The organism is Micromonospora sp. NPDC003241, assembly GCF_053589795.1.
Map to the genome: position 1 here is coordinate 1 of NZ_JBSFSO010000024.1, position 16,969 is coordinate 16,969.

At 68.6% G+C, this 16,969-nt stretch carries 13 protein-coding genes and 1 pseudogene; 8 read left to right on the top strand and 6 right to left on the bottom strand.

Translation table 11 applies throughout. The features are described from left to right. Positions 1-317 (bottom strand): ArsR/SmtB family transcription factor (locus ACWDVW_RS19395; protein WP_449950880.1); only part of this gene is annotated, 317 nt, incomplete at its 3' end. Positions 318-694: 377 nt separating this feature from the next. Here ACWDVW_RS19395 and ACWDVW_RS19400 point away from each other — a divergent pair. The 3 genes from ACWDVW_RS19400 (at position 695) to ACWDVW_RS19410 (ending at position 2,382) form a co-directional block, all read left to right on the top strand. Next, positions 695-1,081 (top strand): hypothetical protein, encoded by a 387-nt coding sequence (locus tag ACWDVW_RS19400; RefSeq protein ID WP_449950677.1) that lies wholly within the window; start codon positions 695-697, stop codon positions 1,079-1,081. Positions 1,082-1,241: 160 nt separating this feature from the next. Continuing rightward, positions 1,242-1,805, top strand: a complete 564-nt coding sequence (locus tag ACWDVW_RS19405) for an NYN domain-containing protein (protein WP_449950679.1) — start codon at positions 1,242-1,244, stop codon at positions 1,803-1,805. 136 nt (positions 1,806-1,941) lie between these two features. Beyond that, on the top strand, positions 1,942-2,382 hold the full coding sequence (locus ACWDVW_RS19410; RefSeq protein WP_350698145.1) for a hypothetical protein: 441 nt from the start codon (positions 1,942-1,944) through the stop codon (positions 2,380-2,382). 362 nt (positions 2,383-2,744) lie between these two features. On the opposite strand, the gene ACWDVW_RS19415 is transcribed toward ACWDVW_RS19410, so the two are convergent. Then, positions 2,745-5,258 carry a S8 family serine peptidase gene (locus tag ACWDVW_RS19415; RefSeq protein ID WP_449950682.1) on the bottom strand — a complete coding sequence of 838 codons (2,514 nt, stop codon included), beginning with the start codon at positions 5,256-5,258 and terminating at the stop codon, positions 2,745-2,747. Between the two features lie 129 nt (positions 5,259-5,387). Here ACWDVW_RS19415 and ACWDVW_RS19420 point away from each other — a divergent pair, with 129 nt between their 5' ends. Further along, positions 5,388-7,262, top strand: a complete 1,875-nt coding sequence (locus tag ACWDVW_RS19420) for an RNA polymerase sigma factor (protein ID WP_449950685.1) — start codon at positions 5,388-5,390, stop codon at positions 7,260-7,262. Between the two features lie 126 nt (positions 7,263-7,388). On the opposite strand, the gene ACWDVW_RS19425 is transcribed toward ACWDVW_RS19420, so the two are convergent. Further along, positions 7,389-8,588: a pectate lyase gene (locus tag ACWDVW_RS19425; RefSeq protein WP_449950688.1), complete on the bottom strand. Its 1,200-nt coding sequence runs from the start codon at positions 8,586-8,588 to the stop codon at positions 7,389-7,391. A gap of 507 nt (positions 8,589-9,095) precedes the next feature. Here ACWDVW_RS19425 and ACWDVW_RS19430 point away from each other — a divergent pair. Next, the gene (locus tag ACWDVW_RS19430; protein ID WP_350698136.1) at positions 9,096-9,428 is read left to right on the top strand and encodes a YciI family protein; all 333 of its coding nucleotides are present in this window, start codon (positions 9,096-9,098) and stop codon (positions 9,426-9,428) included. Positions 9,429-9,717: 289 nt separating this feature from the next. Here ACWDVW_RS19430 and ACWDVW_RS19435 read toward each other — a convergent pair whose 3' ends face one another. Both ACWDVW_RS19435 and ACWDVW_RS19440 read right to left on the bottom strand, forming a co-directional pair. Then, positions 9,718-10,179: a DUF6924 domain-containing protein gene (locus ACWDVW_RS19435; protein ID WP_449950691.1), complete on the bottom strand. Its 462-nt coding sequence runs from the start codon at positions 10,177-10,179 to the stop codon at positions 9,718-9,720. Between the two features lie 356 nt (positions 10,180-10,535). After that, positions 10,536-11,684 carry an ROK family transcriptional regulator gene (locus ACWDVW_RS19440; protein WP_449950694.1) on the bottom strand — a complete coding sequence of 383 codons (1,149 nt, stop codon included), beginning with the start codon at positions 11,682-11,684 and terminating at the stop codon, positions 10,536-10,538. Between the two features lie 494 nt (positions 11,685-12,178). Between ACWDVW_RS19440 and ACWDVW_RS19445 the strand changes: the two genes are divergently transcribed. Then, positions 12,179-14,908 (top strand): PIG-L family deacetylase, encoded by a 2,730-nt coding sequence (locus ACWDVW_RS19445; protein ID WP_449950697.1) that lies wholly within the window; start codon positions 12,179-12,181, stop codon positions 14,906-14,908. A gap of 95 nt (positions 14,909-15,003) precedes the next feature. Here ACWDVW_RS19445 and ACWDVW_RS19450 read toward each other — a convergent pair. Next, positions 15,004-15,157 (bottom strand): annotated as a pseudogene (locus ACWDVW_RS19450) (IS5/IS1182 family transposase); the annotation flags it as partial. Positions 15,158-15,400: 243 nt separating this feature from the next. Between ACWDVW_RS19450 and ACWDVW_RS19455 the strand changes: the two are divergent. Beyond that, positions 15,401-16,231 (top strand): alpha/beta fold hydrolase, encoded by an 831-nt coding sequence (locus tag ACWDVW_RS19455; RefSeq protein WP_449950700.1) that lies wholly within the window; start codon positions 15,401-15,403, stop codon positions 16,229-16,231. Next, positions 16,218-16,844: a TetR/AcrR family transcriptional regulator gene (locus ACWDVW_RS19460; protein WP_449950701.1), complete on the top strand. Its 627-nt coding sequence runs from the start codon at positions 16,218-16,220 to the stop codon at positions 16,842-16,844. Before ACWDVW_RS19455 ends, ACWDVW_RS19460 begins: the two co-directional genes overlap by 14 nt. Positions 16,845-16,969 lie beyond the last annotated feature (125 nt).

The following is a 16,969-nucleotide window of genomic DNA, read 5'->3' on the forward strand; positions in this document are numbered from 1 at the left end:
GCAGCGATCGCAGACGGCACCAGACGGTAAAACGCCCACACACCACGCTTGTCACGCTCAAGCAGACCAGCCTCAGTAAGAATCCGCAGATGATGGCTCACCGTCGGCTGAGACAACCCCAACGGCTCAGTCAAATCACTAACCGACGCCTCCTCCTCCGGAGCCGACTGAATCAAGCTGAGCAAACGCAACCGAGCCGGATCAGCGAACGCCTTCAACACCCCCGCCAGCCGCTCCGCATCAGCACGCTCGAACGGCTCACCAGCCAGAGGCGAAACAACGGGCGCCACAGTCTTCACAGTTGCCACACCTCGCATCGTTGCAGGAAAACCCATCAATCCGCTGGCGAACGAGGGCAGGATCACCCAGAGATCGGGTGGGAGCCCCGCCGCGTACCTCGCCGCTCGGGTCGATCGCGTGCCCAGCGACGACGTGGCGACGAGGACCGGCGAGCGGTCCGAGAGCTCACGCTGCACACCGTGCGCGCTGTGCGAGCGGCTTCGGGTCGGCCGCTACGCGGCGACCGATATCGCACCGGTGATACCCGGTCCGACCATCGTGCTACCAATTGCAGGGTGTCTCATCAGCGGTGCCTCATCCACTCTGGCCGGCGTCAACCTCCTGTCACCCGACGCCTGCGGCCCCCAGGCCGGCTCAGAGATGCGAGTCCTTGTCACGTCTGGAGCCATCGGTAGTGGACGAGTCCGGCCGTTACGCGTTCTGGTATCACGTGATCCTTGCTTTGGTGTGCACGGGCGGCGGGATACTCCTGCTCAACCTTGGGTATCGCACGTCCGCGGTGGTGGCGCTCGTCGGTGCGACCGCCTGGCTGGGGATGGCAGTTCGATCCGTACGCGACACCGAAACGGCAGGTAGTGACGTGGAAGAAGGCGACCGTAACACCATGCAGGGTCGGAAAGCTTCGACTCTCGTCATCTCCATACTGATCGCCGTCGGTGCCACCCTGCTACTCGTCAACGCCAACGGCAACATCACCGCGTACATCGTCGGTGGGGCGATCCTCGCCATCGTGCTCTACGTCATCGTCAGCGTCATGGTGAATTGGAAGAAGGCCGTCTGAAGTCCCGGTGAGTTGGTGCGAGCACCGCGCCGGTATCCACGCCGATTCTGTTCCTCCTCGCTGGTGGGCATACCCTGACCACGAGCACAGCTTCCGCAGGCACGTCACACGCTCGGGCTCGACCGGTCCGCGCCCGCTGCTCGACCCGAGAGGTACTCCTATGCCCGATTCGACGGAACCCGTCACGTACCTCATCGTGGACGGGGAGAACATCGATGCCACTCTCGGCAACAGTGTTCTGGAGCGCCGGCCGGCACCTGCGGAGCGACCTCGGTGGGAGCGGCTACGGGATTTCGCGCGGGACACGTGGCAGCGGCCGGTGAAGGGACTGTTCTTCCTCAACGCCTCCGGTGGCGCTCTGCCGATGCCCTTCGTCCGGGCCCTCCTGAGCATGGACTACCGGCCCATCCCGCTCGCTGGATCGTCGGATCAGAAGGTGGTGGACATCGGCATCCAGCGGACGTTGGACGCCATCGCCCGACGCCCCGGCAACGTGATGCTCGCCAGCCACGACGGCGACTTCCTCCCGCAGATCGGGGAACTCCTGCGAGGTGACCATCAGGTCGCGGTCGTCGGGTTCAAGGAGTTTCTCAACGCCGGCTTCGCCGACCTGCCGGGCCTGCAGGTGTTCGACATCGAGGACGACGCGGACTGCTTCACCAATGTGCTTCCGCGGGTTCGCATCATCGACCTCGAAGACTTCGACCCGGAGCGCTTCCTGTAAGCCGAACGGCATCCGCGGACCGGCTGACGGCGAGCACCATTTCACAGGCGGACAAGCCGCGACAGATCACCCCTACCTGGTGCTCGCCGTGGCCCGGGTTGTCGTTCGCCGAGGGTTGCCAGGCTAGTTTGCTCGGATGAGTTCCCTCGATGACGTCGCGAGGCGTGACGGTTGGCGATGCTGGGTCTGCGACGAGTTGGTCGACCCGCACATGTCGGTGAATGACCCGCGTGGTCCCAGCGTCGACAGCCGTACCGCCGACAAGAAGGCCAAGGTCGCCGAGCGGCTCGCGCATCGTGCCTGCAACACCCGCAAGGGCGCGGTCAAGGTGGTCATCGCCTGGCCGGAGCGTCTGCACGTGGTGGAACCGGCATCGCTGATCGCCGTCGCCGAGCGACTCGAACGCAAGGGTGGCCGCGAGCTGGTCGCTCGCTGTCCGAGCCGAAAGGATGCCCAGGAGGCAGCGGAATGGCTGGTCGACCGGTTCTCCCGGCTGGTGCCCGGACTGCCGGTGACCGCGAGCGTCGACGCGGGCGGCGGACAATACCTCGTCGCCTTGGCCACCGGCCGCCGCTGACCGACTGCTCTGCTCGACAGGCCGCGCCGACCAGGGCAACCCACTCCGAACCATCACCAACGCCGTCACTCACGCCCCCACTCACAGGGCGTCGATCTCAGCGAACGACTCGCGCGTCCTCAGTGGCATGGCGGAGGCCATCACCTTCAGGCAAGATGCCCGCCATGACCGACAGCTCGCTGACAGGTTTGCTGCACTGATAGGTGACATCTGAGTTGGCTTGCCCGGTCGAAGTCGCGGTCGGCGGTGGACTGCGCCGGTGGACGTCCACGCCACGCCTCCCCGGGCCGTACCGGGCGTGTCCCGCGCCGCCGGAGCGACACGGGACACGCCACCGGGAGCAGGTGGTATCGCAGCCGGGGTCAGGGAGTGACCGACTCGATTCGGACCGGCACCGAATCCACCCCGACCAGACCGGAGGAGTCGAACACCTCCAGCCACACCACCCAGGTGGTGACGGTGGTCCCCGTGTTCAACAGGCCCAGCGGGGCGGTGAAACCGGAGCAGTTCTTCGGCTGCACGACGTCGTCGACCGGGCCGCCGGTGGGCACGCCGCTGCCCTGGCAGAGGACCTTCTTGACACCGCCGTCGCCGTACGCGGTCCACCGCAGGCGCATCCCGCTGATCACCCCGTCCTCGGCGTCGGTGCCGGTACCGGCGAAGGCGACCGACCGGGGAGTGCCGTCGTCAGTGGTCAGCGTCAGGGCCTGCGCCGGTGCGGTGATCGTGGCCGTCGGCGCGGTCTTCCCGGCCGGTGCCGCCACGACGGCGAAGGCGCGGTGGGCGCTGACGCCGTCGGCGGTGAAGGTCACCGTGTACGACCCCGGCGTGATGGTGGCCGCCGGCAGGAGTGCCTGGTGGCCGCTCTTCTGGAACACCACGGTGTTGCCGCGCCGCACCGTCCACGACACCTGCGAGTCGGGTACCGACCCGGGCTCGTCGGGGTCGTGGGAGGTGCCGACCAGACCGACCGACTGCCCGGCGGGAAGGGTCGATCCCACCGGCGGCGAGATGATCGCCACCGTCGTCGGGCTGTCCACCACCGTGACGGTCACGGCGGCGGAGCCGGTGCGGCCGAGGCTGTCGGTGGCGGTGGCGGTGACGACGTGGGTACCCGCCGACAGCGACGCGAAGGTCTGCGACCCCTGGGCCAGCGGGCCGTCGACGCTGCTGGTCCAGGTCAGTGGGATCTCCTTGCCGAGGAAATCGGTCGCCGAACCCCACAGGTCCACCGTCTGCCCCACCCCGAACTGCTGGCCGGTCTTCGGGGTGCTGATGGTCACCGTCGGCTTGCCGACCTTCACTCCCAGCGCCTCGGCGACCGCGCCCAGGGCGTTGATCCGGCGTTGGCTGCCGGTCACCTTGGCGCCCAGCCCACCGACGTGGGCGGTGTCGTTGAGGATGTCCCGGACCTCGGTGGCGGTGAGGGTGGGGTCGGCGGCCAGCACCAGGGCGGCGACCCCGCCCACGAACGGTGCGGCGACACTGGTGCCGCAGGCGTTCGAGCGGGTCGTGTTGTTCCCTGGCGTACCGGGGTCGGCGAGGCCCCTGACGCACATCGGACCGTAGATCTCCACGGAGCGGGTGTGGTCGCTGGTGCCGTAGTTCGACCCGCCCGCCACCGCCGCGTTGTCCCGCATGCCCCCCACACACATCACGTGGGTGCTCTCGCAGGGCACGTAGAGGGTGTCGCCGTCGATGTCCACACCGTTGTTCCCGGCGGCGGCGACGATCAACGCGCCGGTGTCCCGCACGTGCTTCATCCGCCGGTCGGTCCAGGTGCGCGCGTGGGACTTGCCGAGGTCGACGTCGCGGGTGAAGCTGAGGTTGACCACGTCCGGGTGGGTCGCCTCGGCGGCCTTCTCCAGCCGGCGCAGCACCGTCCAGTAGTCGATGCCGTTGCGGACCGCGACGAGTTCCTTCACCACGGGTCCGGCCGGTCCGGCGGTGCCGTAGTCGTTGTCGACCCGGCCCATCCCGGCGAGGACGACGTCGGTGCCGTGCCACGGGCAGGGTGTACCGCCGGTGCAGTCGTTGGTGTTGGCCTTGCCCCACTCCACCGTGTGCAGCGACACCTTGTCCGGGAAGTCGGGGTTGTGGGTGAACCCTCCGTCGAGCACCAGGTACTTCACCTGCTTGGTCAGCCGGCCTTTGGACTGGAGCAGCTGCCAGGCAGGCGCGACGCCGGTGTCCATCGCACCCCCGGCCCGCATGAACGACCAGTCGAAGACGTTGTGCCCGAAGTCGGGCGCCTCGAACACCTCGCCGTCGGCGATGCCGGTCGGCTCCACCAGCCAGTCGAGGACCAGTTCGGTGCCGACCCGCCACTCGGCTGCGGCCAGTGCGAGCAGCCGCAGCGCCCGCTCGTCACCGACCCGGTACACCCCCGACTGTCGGGGCTCGGCGGCGAGCAGGTCACCGACCAACCCCGCCGGGTCGGCCCGGTCGGCGTCCACCCGGACCAGGTGGTCCTGCCCCTGATCGTCGGGGGCGAACGAGTCGAGGACCTGGCCACCCCAGCGCGTCAGGAAGGCGTCCAACTCGGCCTGGTCGGCCATCCGCACCATCACCTCGTCGAGGACCAGCCCGGCGGGGGACCCGCTCGGCCCCGCCACCACCCCGACCTCCCGGTCGGTTCCGAGCCGACCCACCGGGTCGATCGGTAGCCGGGGTGCGGACAGCGCCGGGTCGATTCGGAAGGCCAGGGGCTGCGCCGAGGTGGCGTCGGAGGCCGTGGCCGGGCCGCCGAGGGTGGGCGCGGCGACGGCGTCCAGCGGGGTGGACGTGACGAGCCCACCGGCGAGTGTCGCCACCACGGCGGCGGCCAGCAGGCGGCGGACGGGTGTCCGCCGGTGGACGGAACGTGTCGGTGTCATCGGTGTCTCCTCGAAGTCGGTGATGCGGTGACACCGGTGGGAGCAGCCGCGGGTCGGGATGCCAACAGAAAAGTTCAGAAACTTTTCCCCTTCGCTCTAATGGAATCGTCGACGGGGGCGGGAGCAGGGATGGATACGGCGGCTCAGGACGACAGGAGCCTGGTCGAGGCGGTACGCCGAGGTGACCCGGCCGGGCTGGAGGGCGTGTACCGGCGCTACGCCGACCGGCTCCACACGTACGCCCGGGCGATGGTGCACGAGCCGGAGGCCGCCGCCGACGCCCTCCACGACGCGTTCCTCGTCGCCGGCCGGCGCATGGATCAACTGCGCGACCCTGACCGGCTTCGCCCATGGCTGTACGCGATCGTGCGCAACGAGTGCCTGCGGCACCTTCGCGAGGGGGCTCGTTCCAGGCCGTTGGGAGAGACCGACGACCCGGTCGCTGACCTTCCCGACCCGGGGGCGGGTGTCAACGCCGACCAGGTGCGCGCCCTCGTGCACGCCGCCGCGGCGTCCCTCAGCCCCGGTGACCGCGAGGTGGTCCACCTGGCGATCCGCCACGACCTGTCGTCCGCCGACATCGGCGCGGCCCTCGGCCTGCCCGCCAACCATGCCCACGCCCGCCTGTCCCGGGCCCGCTCGCAGTTGGAACGGGCGCTCGGCGCCCTGCTCGTCGCGCGCAGCGGTGCCCGGGACTGTCCGGCCCTGGCCGACCTGGTGGCGGGTTGGCAGGGCCGGTTCACCCCGACCCTGCGGAAACGGGTCGCCCGGCACGTCGACGACTGTGGGCGGTGCGGAGTGCTTCGGCGGGACCAACTGAATCCGGCGGCGCTGCTGTCGGCCTACACGGCACCGGCGTTCCTCGTCGCCGCCGACGCGACGTGGCCGAGCCCGACCACCTCCGAGACGGCCGAGACCGGCACCGATGCGGTCCCGTCCGGGGAGACGGTGGAGGACGTCTCGCCAGGCGATCCGGTGGGCGACGGTTCGTCCGGGGAGCCTTCGGGAGGCGTCTCGCCGGAGGGTCCGTCGGGGGACGGCTCGTCCGGGGACCCGTCGGAGGACGTCTCCCCGGAGGGTCCATCGGGGGACGGCTCCGGGGACGTGGCGGAGGGCTCCTCGTCGGGGAAGGTGGCGGTACGGTCCGGGGGGTCTGTCGGTGGGGCGGGGCAGGGCGTGGAAGCGGGCGAGGACACCGCCGCCGCGACGGACCAGCCGACGGCCCGTAGCGGCGGGCCGGCCCGAGGCGGGGGTGCGGCGCGTACCGCAGGTTCTTCCGGTCGTCAGGCGTCCGCGAGGTCGCGTCGGCGACGTCGGGTGGCCGCTACCGCCCTCCTGGGCGCGCTCCTGGTCGGATCCGGTGTCTGGGCGCTCACGCCCGGGCCGCTCACCGGTGACCGGGTGACTGTCGCCGGCGTACCGGCCGACGGGCCGACGGGGACTGCCGGGGCTGCGGACCCGGCGGGCCGTCGAGGGGACGACGCCAACGGCGTCTCCGGCGGTGCACCTCCGCCCCGGCAGGACGGCGGGACCGTCGGTGCGGAACCGCCGCCCACGCCGAGCGCGCCGACCACCGCAGGACCGACAGCACTCCGACCGACCACGGTACGGCCGACCACGGTGCCGCCGAGTCCGGTCCGGCCGACCACCCCACGCCCGACCACCCCACGCCCGACGGCGCCCCGACCGTCGGCCACGGCGCGGTTGGTCGCGCCGTTCACTGTCTCGGCCGACGCGCACGTGCGCTGCGGCGCGAACAGCTACAGCCTGGTCGTCCAGGCCACCGGCAGCACCACAGTCGAGGCGGCACAGGTGTACTGGAGGCCGGCGGGTGGCCGTACGGCGAGTCGGGCCATGACCGGACAGGGAAGCTCGGCGCAGGCCACAGTGCCGCGGCTCCGGACGGCGACGGTGACGTGGTGGGTACAAGCAACCGGTGTGGACGGCCAGGCCGCTCGGACCTCGGCCACCACGGTTCCCGATCCCTGTGTACGGCCGGGCTGACCGGCGTACGCCGGCACGGTCGCCCGAAGGAGAAGTGCCCCCGGCCACTCCCCTACCGGTGCAGCAGATCCTGGGGGGCACCCGCCGGCCGGCGGGTGCCCCTTCGTCAACAAGCCTGTCTAGTGACTACCGGAAGGTGACGTCACTCCTGTTGACCTTGCAGTTGGCGTCGTTCCAGCCCTCACCGAGGTAGCTGGGCTCGCTGCCCTTGGCCACACCCCTGTACTTGCCACAGATGGTGGCCGAGCCGATGACGACCACGCGGGTGATCGTCGCGGTGTCGTTCCAGTTGCTGTTGATTCCGGCGAGCATGTCGATGTCGTCGACAAGGACGTTGTCGATCCGCACGTGGCGGGTGTGCGAGGTGGAGCAGTTGCCGCAGGCGCGGTACAGCTTGCCGGTCCCCTTGAGGTAGAAGCCGGAGATGTTGACCGTGCCGTTGCCGTTGTGCTGGAAGTTCTTGTCGCTGCCGTTGCGCGCGCCGCCACCGATGACGTAGGAGGTGCCGCCGTTGGTCTGCTTGAAGGTGGCGGCGTCCTCACCGATGTCGTTCCACCACACGTTGCGCAGTGTGCAGGTGCCCTCGCAGTGCACGCCGTCGCCTGCGGGCGAACCGAGGATGACGTTCTGCAGCGTGCCGCCGTTGGCGACTTTGAACATCGGGTCCTGCGACTCGCCCTGTCCACCGTCACCGATGCAGCAGTAGGTCTTCATTCCGCCGTCGAAGGTGCCGGAGACGCTGACCGTGCCCGAGATGCTCACCGAGCCGGCCGATGACGGCCAGGCGCCAGTCGGGGTGCCTGGGTTGCCGGTCGGGCCGGCCGTCGGACCGCTGGTGGGGCTGGTGGTCGGGGTCGACCCGCCGCTGGAGTACGTCTCGAACTCGGCGATCCGAGGGGTGCCGGACCCGCTGGTGATGACGAAGGAGATCTTCTTCAGCGACGTCGAGGAGAAGTTGATGGTGCTCGGGGCGCTACTGCCGCTGGCCAGGACGGTGCCCGTGTCGTGGTTTCTGAGCTGCCAGCCGCTGATCGAACCACCGCCCGAGGCCTGCACGATGACGGCCGAGGACACCGTGGTGGCGCTGCCCCACTTGACCGAGACCGTGCCGGTGGAGCCGCTCGGCGACCAGTAGGTGCTGGCGTTGCCGTCGATGACGTTGCCATAGCTGGTGCCACTGGCCTTGCTGGAGCCGTCGGCGCCGGCACCGAGGCTCAGGTTGGTGGCGGCCGAGGCGTTGGGGACCTGCAGCGCCAGCGCGACGACGGCACCTGCGACCACAGTGGCACTGCCGGCCAGCCACCGTGTGGCGACTTTGCGTCTCATCGGATGTCACCTTTCAGACGTTGCTACATGGGACGGGAAAGCGCTTTCCGATAACCATAGAGAGCAGTCGATGAAGAGGCAAGGGTCACACCCGATCCGTATACTTATGACGCCAGGAGTCTGATATGGACACCAGAGGCACCGCCGCTTGGGCCCCTCCCGCCACCACAATGACCGGCGGCAACCGGCACGACGTCTCCCAACTCATTCCCTGGTCGACAAGATCCCACCGATCAGAGGAACCTGCGGCCGGTCAGGGCGACGACCGAAGAGGATCTACGCCGAGCGGGGCTACGACTGCCACCGCCACCACTTCGCCAAGGGCATCACCACGGTCATCACCCGACCGCTGGTCGGCGTGGACTCCTCGCGGTTCGCCGTCGGGCCCGCTGTCTCGGTAGTCGAAGGCGATCATGTCGTGTCCGGCGGAACTGCCAGAGCAGGCTGGAAAGGGGTCACGGTGTGGCGGTACGAGCCGGCTGCCAGTGCCGCCAGTACCATGCGGCGATGGGCAGGTTCCTCGCACTCTTCAGCGGTGCGGCTGATGAGGTCGGAAAGGCCGAACTCAGCGAACAGCAGCAGACTGAGTTCATCCACGCCTGGGCGTCATGGGCGCAGGCCAACGAGAAGGCTCTCATCGATCCCGGCGCTCCACTGAACGCGAAGAAGTTGGTCACGGCGCAGGGAGTCGAGGACTTCACCGACGCCATGACCGGCTACACCATCGTGGACGCCGAATCGCACGATGAGGCAGTTCAGATCTTCTCCGGACATCCGCACCTGGGGCTGTTCGCCGGGAACTCGATCGCAGTCATCGAGTGTCCGCCGCCACCCGGCTGATACTCCCACGTGCACGGTGATCCTGGCTGATCTCGTACCTGATGTGAAGGGCAACCACCGTCGATCATGGGTAGTTGCGTGAACCAACCATGACGCAGCGGTGGCTGCCAGTTACAGGGCAGACGCCCGACGATGGCGGACGTTGTCTAAACACCTGTTGATGACCGTTGGGCCACGGTTCCGCAGGCCAGATCCCCGGCGCCGGGTACGAGGGTTCGGGTGCGGGCTGCTGGCGCCGCCATCGACCAAGAACTGCTGGTGTATCGCCTGGCACGCACCAGACTGGGTGCTACTGGAAGCCGCGGAAGATGCCGTCGCCGTCTACGTTGTCGGCGAACTCCTCCCAGTCCATGTTCGCGATCGTGAGATTGTTCTGAACCGACCACATCTCTGACGGCACGACTCGGAACGTGGCACAGCGCTGAGGCCCCTCGCCCTGTTCCTCCACGTCGTCCACGTCGTCGTCGAGGTTCACCACCAGGATCGGACGGTCCGGGTGGGTCAGCGTCTCTGCGTCGACGAGGAAAGCGACGACATGATCGCTGTCTGCGGGCACCATCTCCACCAGTTGCGGCGGCGTAATGTTCTCGAAGGCGCGGTCATCGACGAATGCAACGAACGCCGTAAACTCTTCCTCTGTCTGCGGTTCAGCGATCGCTACCTGAATCTCTTCCCATTCCTGCGAACGGGAGAAGTCAGTACGGATAACCAGGGAAGCGTCGGAGTCCCGGTGCCAGATGCCATCATCCACGCCGGCGAGGATAACCCAACCCGACGACATCCGACGCACCCTCATCGGGTAGATCCATGCCCGCAGGGAACGGCTGACCCGGCAACACTCGTCGCGCAACGACACCGACTCGGGATCGCCAGCGGGCGAGACGACGAGACGTAGGCGTAGACCGAAATCGGCACCTGTGTGAATACCTGCAGCCCGCACCTCCCTCTGCACTCCAGGCCGTACCGCTCGTGCGCAGCTCCGTCGCCGGGAGGTGCAGGGCGAGCACGTCCTCGTGCCTTCCTCGCGAACGCGAGGTAGGGCGTTGCGATCTGCGCGGTACAGGCCACCAGCGTCCTTCCGGCTTCGAGGGCGTTGAAGGCTCCCAGTCAGGGCAGCGCGGGCAAGGGAAGCGCGGCCGACAGCGCGTAGCTGATCGCTCCATGCAGCACGGCCTGGTCGCCGAGGGTGGCTCGGCGCACCTGGGTGGGAGCCGGGGTCCCGGCGGAGACGAGGCTCTGTATCTGTGCGAGTCCCGCGTCGTCAAGCTCGGCGGCGGCACCGCTGAGCAGCACCAGCCCCGGATCGACCACACAGGCACAGGAGAGGATGAGCCGGGTCCAGGCGTCGAGGACCTCGTCGAGATAGTCGCGGGCCGGTTCGGACGCGGCGGCCAGCTGGATCAGTTCTCGTACCGGCGAGTCGGGTCGGCGTCCCGGATGCAGGGCGACCACCCGTTCCGCGATGGCGTTCGCCGACCACCGGGCCTCGAACTCGCCGACACCGCGGTTACTGCGTCTCGGTGCGCTGTCCAGGGGCAGGAAGCCGACCTCGCCCGCCGCGCCGCTGGCGCCCCGGCGGACCTTGCCGTCGAGGACGAGCCCCGCACCGATGCCGTCGGCCACGTGAATCAGCAGCAGGTCGGTGACGTCCGCCCCGGCGCCAGCAACGCACTCGCCCGCAGCCATGAGGTTGACGTCGTTGTCGACGACGACGGGTACGCCGAGCCGCCGCTGCACCGACTCACCGATCGGCCACGCCTCGACCAGTCCCACCGACGGCGCGAGTCGTACCGCACCGTTCGTGGAGACTCCGGGCACGGCGATCGCGACCCCGCGCAACGCCGGCAGGTTGCTGCCGACCAGTTCGAGGACGAACGCGCAGATGGTGTCGACCACGTCGTCACCGAGCCGCGCGGTGCGGTGCGCGATGAGTACGCCTTCGCTGTCGGCGATCTCGCAGCTGATCCGTGGAGGTTCGAGCGAGACCGCGGCGACGAGTTCGGCGCGTGGGTTGAACGCGAGCATCTCCCGGGGTCGCCCGGTGGTGGCAGCACCCGGCCCCCGTTCGATGAGGTAACCCTCGGCGATGAGTTCCCGCACGAGGGCGGTCACCGTGGCCGCGGAAAGGCCGGTCGTCTCGGCCAGGTCCACCCGGGACAGCAGTCGCGCCTGCCGGGCGGCCACGATCACCGAGAGGCGTTTGATCTCCCGGGAGCGTTCGCGGCTGACCGGGCTGGTCGGCGCTTCCTTGGACACGCCTTCCTTCCTACTGAGAAGAAAAGGCGGCGTCAAGTAACGGGATTGTCTCGACGCGCGCCAGCCTGGCCGACGCATCGGACATAGATCCCGGCAACATAACGTTCTAAGCCGGACAAACCTTGCTTATCGACCCGCGTGGCTGGGTTGTCACAGGCGTCATCCCCAGTGCGATCGTTTCTTCAGAGAAGGAAGAAAGTCGCTGCAAACTCTTGACTATGTATCTGACGCATCCCTAGCGTTACCGCCCGAAGGCCTTCCGGTTGATCACCTCCACGGTGACCAGCCGCTATCCCCATCGTGCGTACCGTCCGGTCCGCGACGGCACGCGCACCACCACCGTCTAGCAACCACGACGCACGGAGGCCGTTTCCGGTCTCCAGCGGACAGCTGTCCGCGATCGAGGCCCGGCGCGAGTCAAGCGTCTGTCGACCTTCGGCCCGCCGGTAGCCGCCCTAGACGCAGTACTCGTCCCCACAGGGAGAGGTATGCCCATGAGATGGCGCACCACAGCGACGATCGCCATGTGCGGTCTGTTGTCGCTGGGCCTGGCCAGTCCGGTCCAGGCCCATTCCGAGGGCTCATCGCCCACGTCCAGTTCGAAGAGCCCGTCCAAGAAGTCCGACAAGCCGGTCGACCTGGACATCATGTTCATCGGCGCGCACCCCGACGACGAGGCCAGCCAGCTCGGCACGCTCGGGTACTGGAACGAGTACCAGGGGATGAAGGCCGGCGTCATCACCACCACCCGCGGCGAGGGCGGCGGGAACGCCGTCGGCCTCGAGGAAGGCCCTGCACTCGGCATCCTGCGGGAGGCCGAGGAGCGGCGGGCGGTGGCCTGGTCCGGTATCGACCACATCTACAACCTGGACGCCCTCGACTTCTGGTACACCGCCAGCGCTCCCCTGACCGAGAAGGTCTGGGGCTACGAGGAGACCCTGTCCCGGATCGTGCGGGTCCTGCGCACCACCAAGCCCGAGGTCATCCTCACGATGAACCCCTCGGCCACCCAGGGCAACCACGGCAACCACCAGAAGGCCGCCATGCTGGCCGTGGAGGCCTTCTACGCTGCGGCCGACCCGAAGGCCTTCCCAGAACAGATCACCAAGGAAGGGCTCAAGCCCTGGCGGGTCTCCCGCATCTTCCAGACCGGCGGCAGCGGCTCCGGCAGCAGCGGCCCCGCGTGCGAGACCACCTTCACGCCGACCGAGTCCAGCGACGTCATCTTCGGCACCTGGCAGGGCTACGAGTCGGCGCGTCACGACGGCCAGCGGTGGAACACGGTCCAGACCTTCGCCCGGCGGGAGTACGTGTCGCAGGGCTGGGGCAACAGCGCCTTCCCGACGACCGACGCGGCCAGCATCGGCTGCAACCGGCTGAACCTGATCGACAGCCGCACCCCGTACCCGAACCCCAACGTGGGCGCCGGCATCGGGGCGCTGCAGGGCGCCACCCTGCGGGCCCCCGGTGGGCTGCCGCTCGGCACCGAGATCCACGTACGGCCGCAGAACTGGGAGGTCCTCGCCGGACAACCCATCCGCGTGGACACGGTCCTGTACGCCGAGCGGGCCGTCCCGGGCGCCAAGGTCGCCCTGAAGGTTCCGGCCGGCTGGACGGTGAGCGGCAAGGGTGACGTCGGCACGCTCACCCCGCGCAAGCAGGTGGTGAAGAGCTTCACGGTCACCCCGCCCGCGCAGCTCGAGGTGGGTACGCGGTTCCGCATCGAGGCCACGATGACCAGCCGGAAGGACGGCAGCGGCACCAGCAGCGCGCGGGTGCAGGCGACCGCTCCGGTCCGGGGCACCCTTGAGCCGCTGCCGGAGATCGCCGACTTCCGCGAGTGGACCGTGCGCAACAAGAACCAGCAGCTCAACGCGCTCATCGAGTCCCTGCTGAGCATCCCCAGCGGTGCCACCCGCAGCGTCCGGGTCGACCTGACCAACCACAGCACCCAGGTCCAGTCCGGGATCGTCAAGCTGCACGTGCCGGCCGGCTTCTCGGTGGCGGAGCAGCAGCTGCCGTACACCGGGCTGCAGCCGGGCGCCCGCGGTGCGGTGACCTTCACGGTCACCAACACCGACACCTCGCTGCCGACCGCCAACCGGGCGCCGGACAACGGCGCGTACCGGGTGCGGATCGAGACCAGCTACCACGGTGGCAGCGCCACCGAGCCGGGGGCGTTCAACCTGGTGCCGGTCACCACGATCCCGAGGGCCACCACCGCGCCGTCCGTCGACGGTACGGCCGCCCCGGGCGAGTACACCGGCGAGGTCATCGACATCTCCACGCGCTGGGAGGGCACCGACGCCCCGCCGCAGGACATCTCCGGCACCGCGCAGCTCACCTACACCGACGACGCCCTGTACGCCATCTTCACCATCACGGACGACGTACTCGGCACCGTGCTGCCTCCGGAGGACTGCAAGCGTCCGCGCCGCAACGACAACATCGAGTTCGGTATCGACCCGCGCGGCAACTCGGCGAACACCTCCACGGTGTTCAACGTGGCGCTCTTCCCGGTGACCGACGACCCGGCCAACGGTAACCCGCCGTGCTTCGCCCGGGAGCGGGACAACCACCAGGGTGGCCCGGAGACCGCACCGGGTCTCGAGATCGCCTCTGTCGTCACCAGCAACCCGTACACCGGTTACCGGATCGAGGTCAAGGTGCCGTTCGACGTGCTGCCGGACACCGTCGACCCGGCGCGGATGGGCCTGAACATCCTGGTCAACGACTCGGACACGCAGGACCTGACCGCGCAGACCCGGGTCGGCTGGTCGACCTGGAGCGGCGTGCGGGCCGACCCATGGCGGTGGGGCATCACGACCCTGCCGGGTCTGTCGGCGCTACCGTCGGCGCCGAAGGCTCCGGTCATGCCCGACACCGCGGCGCTGAGCGTCGAATCACCGCAGACGATCCTGCAGTCCGTCTCGGACGGAGTGGCACCGGGTGGTTACGCGGCACTACCAGGCAACACGGTCAAGATCAAGAAGGTCGTCCGGACCTCCTCGAAGGTCTCGGTGGACCTCCAGGTGAAGCAGCGCGGCACCGCCCGCGTCTTCATCTGGGACGGGGAGCGGGTGCTGGCACAGACCACGGCCATCCTGAGCAAGAGCCACACCCTTGTCCTGCCGCTGAACGGGCGCCTGCCGGCCGGCACGTCTTTGCTCGTCTCGTACGAGCACGGCGCCGCCACCACCGGTCTCGCTCACCGGCTGAGCTGACCGAACAGATCAGCGCGTCGACCTGACGCGCGACCCCGATGGGCCGGGCCGCAAGGCCCGGCCCATCGGCATTCCCGCCCGACACCGGCAGCCGCCTACCACAACGCCAGATGGTGTAGGACGAGGATGGCCTGCACGATCGCGGTCGTTCGGGGTGGGCTTGCGGTGCAGCTTGGTCAGCACTTTCCACGTTGTGAGGGTGGCGACGGCGCGTTCGCCTCGGGCGCGGATATGGGCGTGAGCCTGGTTGGAAAAAGGCTCAATGACAGGACCGGGATCGGCAGCCGGCAGTACACGGTCCACGCCGGTGTTGGCGGCGGCGGTTCGTCCATGGCCGCGCACAGTCGGCGCGTCCGGCGGCAGCCGCCCGGGGAACTCACCGACTGAGCCAACTCCCGGCAGTGCCGGTAGGCCCTCTTGACCTAAAAGCTAATCGTGGTAGCTTAAAGCTATGTTATTTAGCCAGCTTTGCACGTCACAGGGGAGATCGCGATGACCGAGTACTTGACCGTTGACGCCGGCCGGATCGCCTATGAGGTAAGCGGCGACGGACCGCTGGTCATCCTTGCTCCGGGGATGGGCAACAGCCGCAACGCGTATCGCTTTGTGACGCCGAAGCTGGTGGCTGCCGGTTACCGGGTCGCCGCGGTCGATCTACGCGGGGCCGGCGACTCTAGCGCGCAGTGGCCGTCCTACACCCGCACGGACATTGCCGGCGATCTAGTCGCACTGGTGCATCACCTCGGCGGCCCGGCCGTGCTGGTGGGTCATTCGATCTCGGGTGGTGCTGCGACCATCGCGGCAGCCAAGAAACCGGGACTGATTTCCGGCATCGTCGAACTGGCGCCGTTCACTCGCAAGCAGGTAGTGACGTTGTCCGACCTGGGTAACGCCGGCTACCGCAAGGGTGCGCTTCGGCTGGCGGGCACCATGATGGGGAGCCTGTCGTCGTGGACGAAGTATCTCGAGCTCGCCTATCCGGGCATCAAGCCCGCCGACTGGTCCGCTGACCTGGCTGCCACCAAGGCTATGTTGCGCGAGCCCGGTCGCATGAAGGCGCTGCAGGGGATGATGAAGTCGACGCCGGCGGATGCTGGTGCCCAGCTGGGCAACGTGCGCTGTCCCGCTTTGATCATCGAGGGTTCGCTCGATCCGGACTGGGCCGACCCGAAGGCCGAGGGCGAGGCGATCGTCGCCGCGATGCCGCCTGGCGTAGCCGCCCTCGAAGTGATTGCCGGAGCGGGTCACTACCCGCACGTGCAATACCCTGACCAGGTGGTGAATCTGGTGCTGGCCTTCCTTGAGGCGAATGCTCGTGCCTAGGGCCGGCCTCGCTCCGGCCACGGTCGTCGCGGCCGGAGCGGCACTCGCCGACGAAGTCGGTCTTGCCGCTCTGACCATGGGTCTGCTGGCGGAGCGGGTCGGTGTGAAGACGCCGTCGTTGTACAAACATGTCGCGTCGATGGAAGCTCTTCAGCGCGGGATAGCTGTCCAAGCCAAACGCGAACTCGGCGATGCTGTGGCTCGCGCGGCAGTGGGCAGGTCCGGTCCCGACGCCATTCGCGCGTATGGTGCCGCCTGGCGTCGCTGGGCCCTGGAGCATCCCGGCCGCTATGCCGCTACCGTCCGCGCCCCCGCAGTCGATGACGACGACGAAGAGGATCGTCGCGCTGCGAACGCCGGATTACAGGTCATGTACGACATCCTCGCCGGGCTCGGCCTACGTGGTGCCCGTAGCGTCGACGCCGCTCGGGCCCTACGGTCGACTCTGCACGGCTTCGCCACGCTCGAAAGCGCAGGCGGATTCGGCCTGCCGCGCGATGTGGACCGCAGCTTCAATTTCCTACTCGACACACTCATCGCCGGCCTGCAGGCCGCTCATCCTGCAGCTCCGGACGATCAGGCCGACGATCAACCAGTCATGCATGAGGCCTGACGCCCGGGGCACCGGGTGGTCCCCCAGCAGGTTCGGAGGCCTCAGGTGAGAACCCGCCTGCGCCGGGATGCGTTCGGGCCGTCGTTGGTTGACGCACGCATGCCGGGCCAGCCCGCATCGACCCG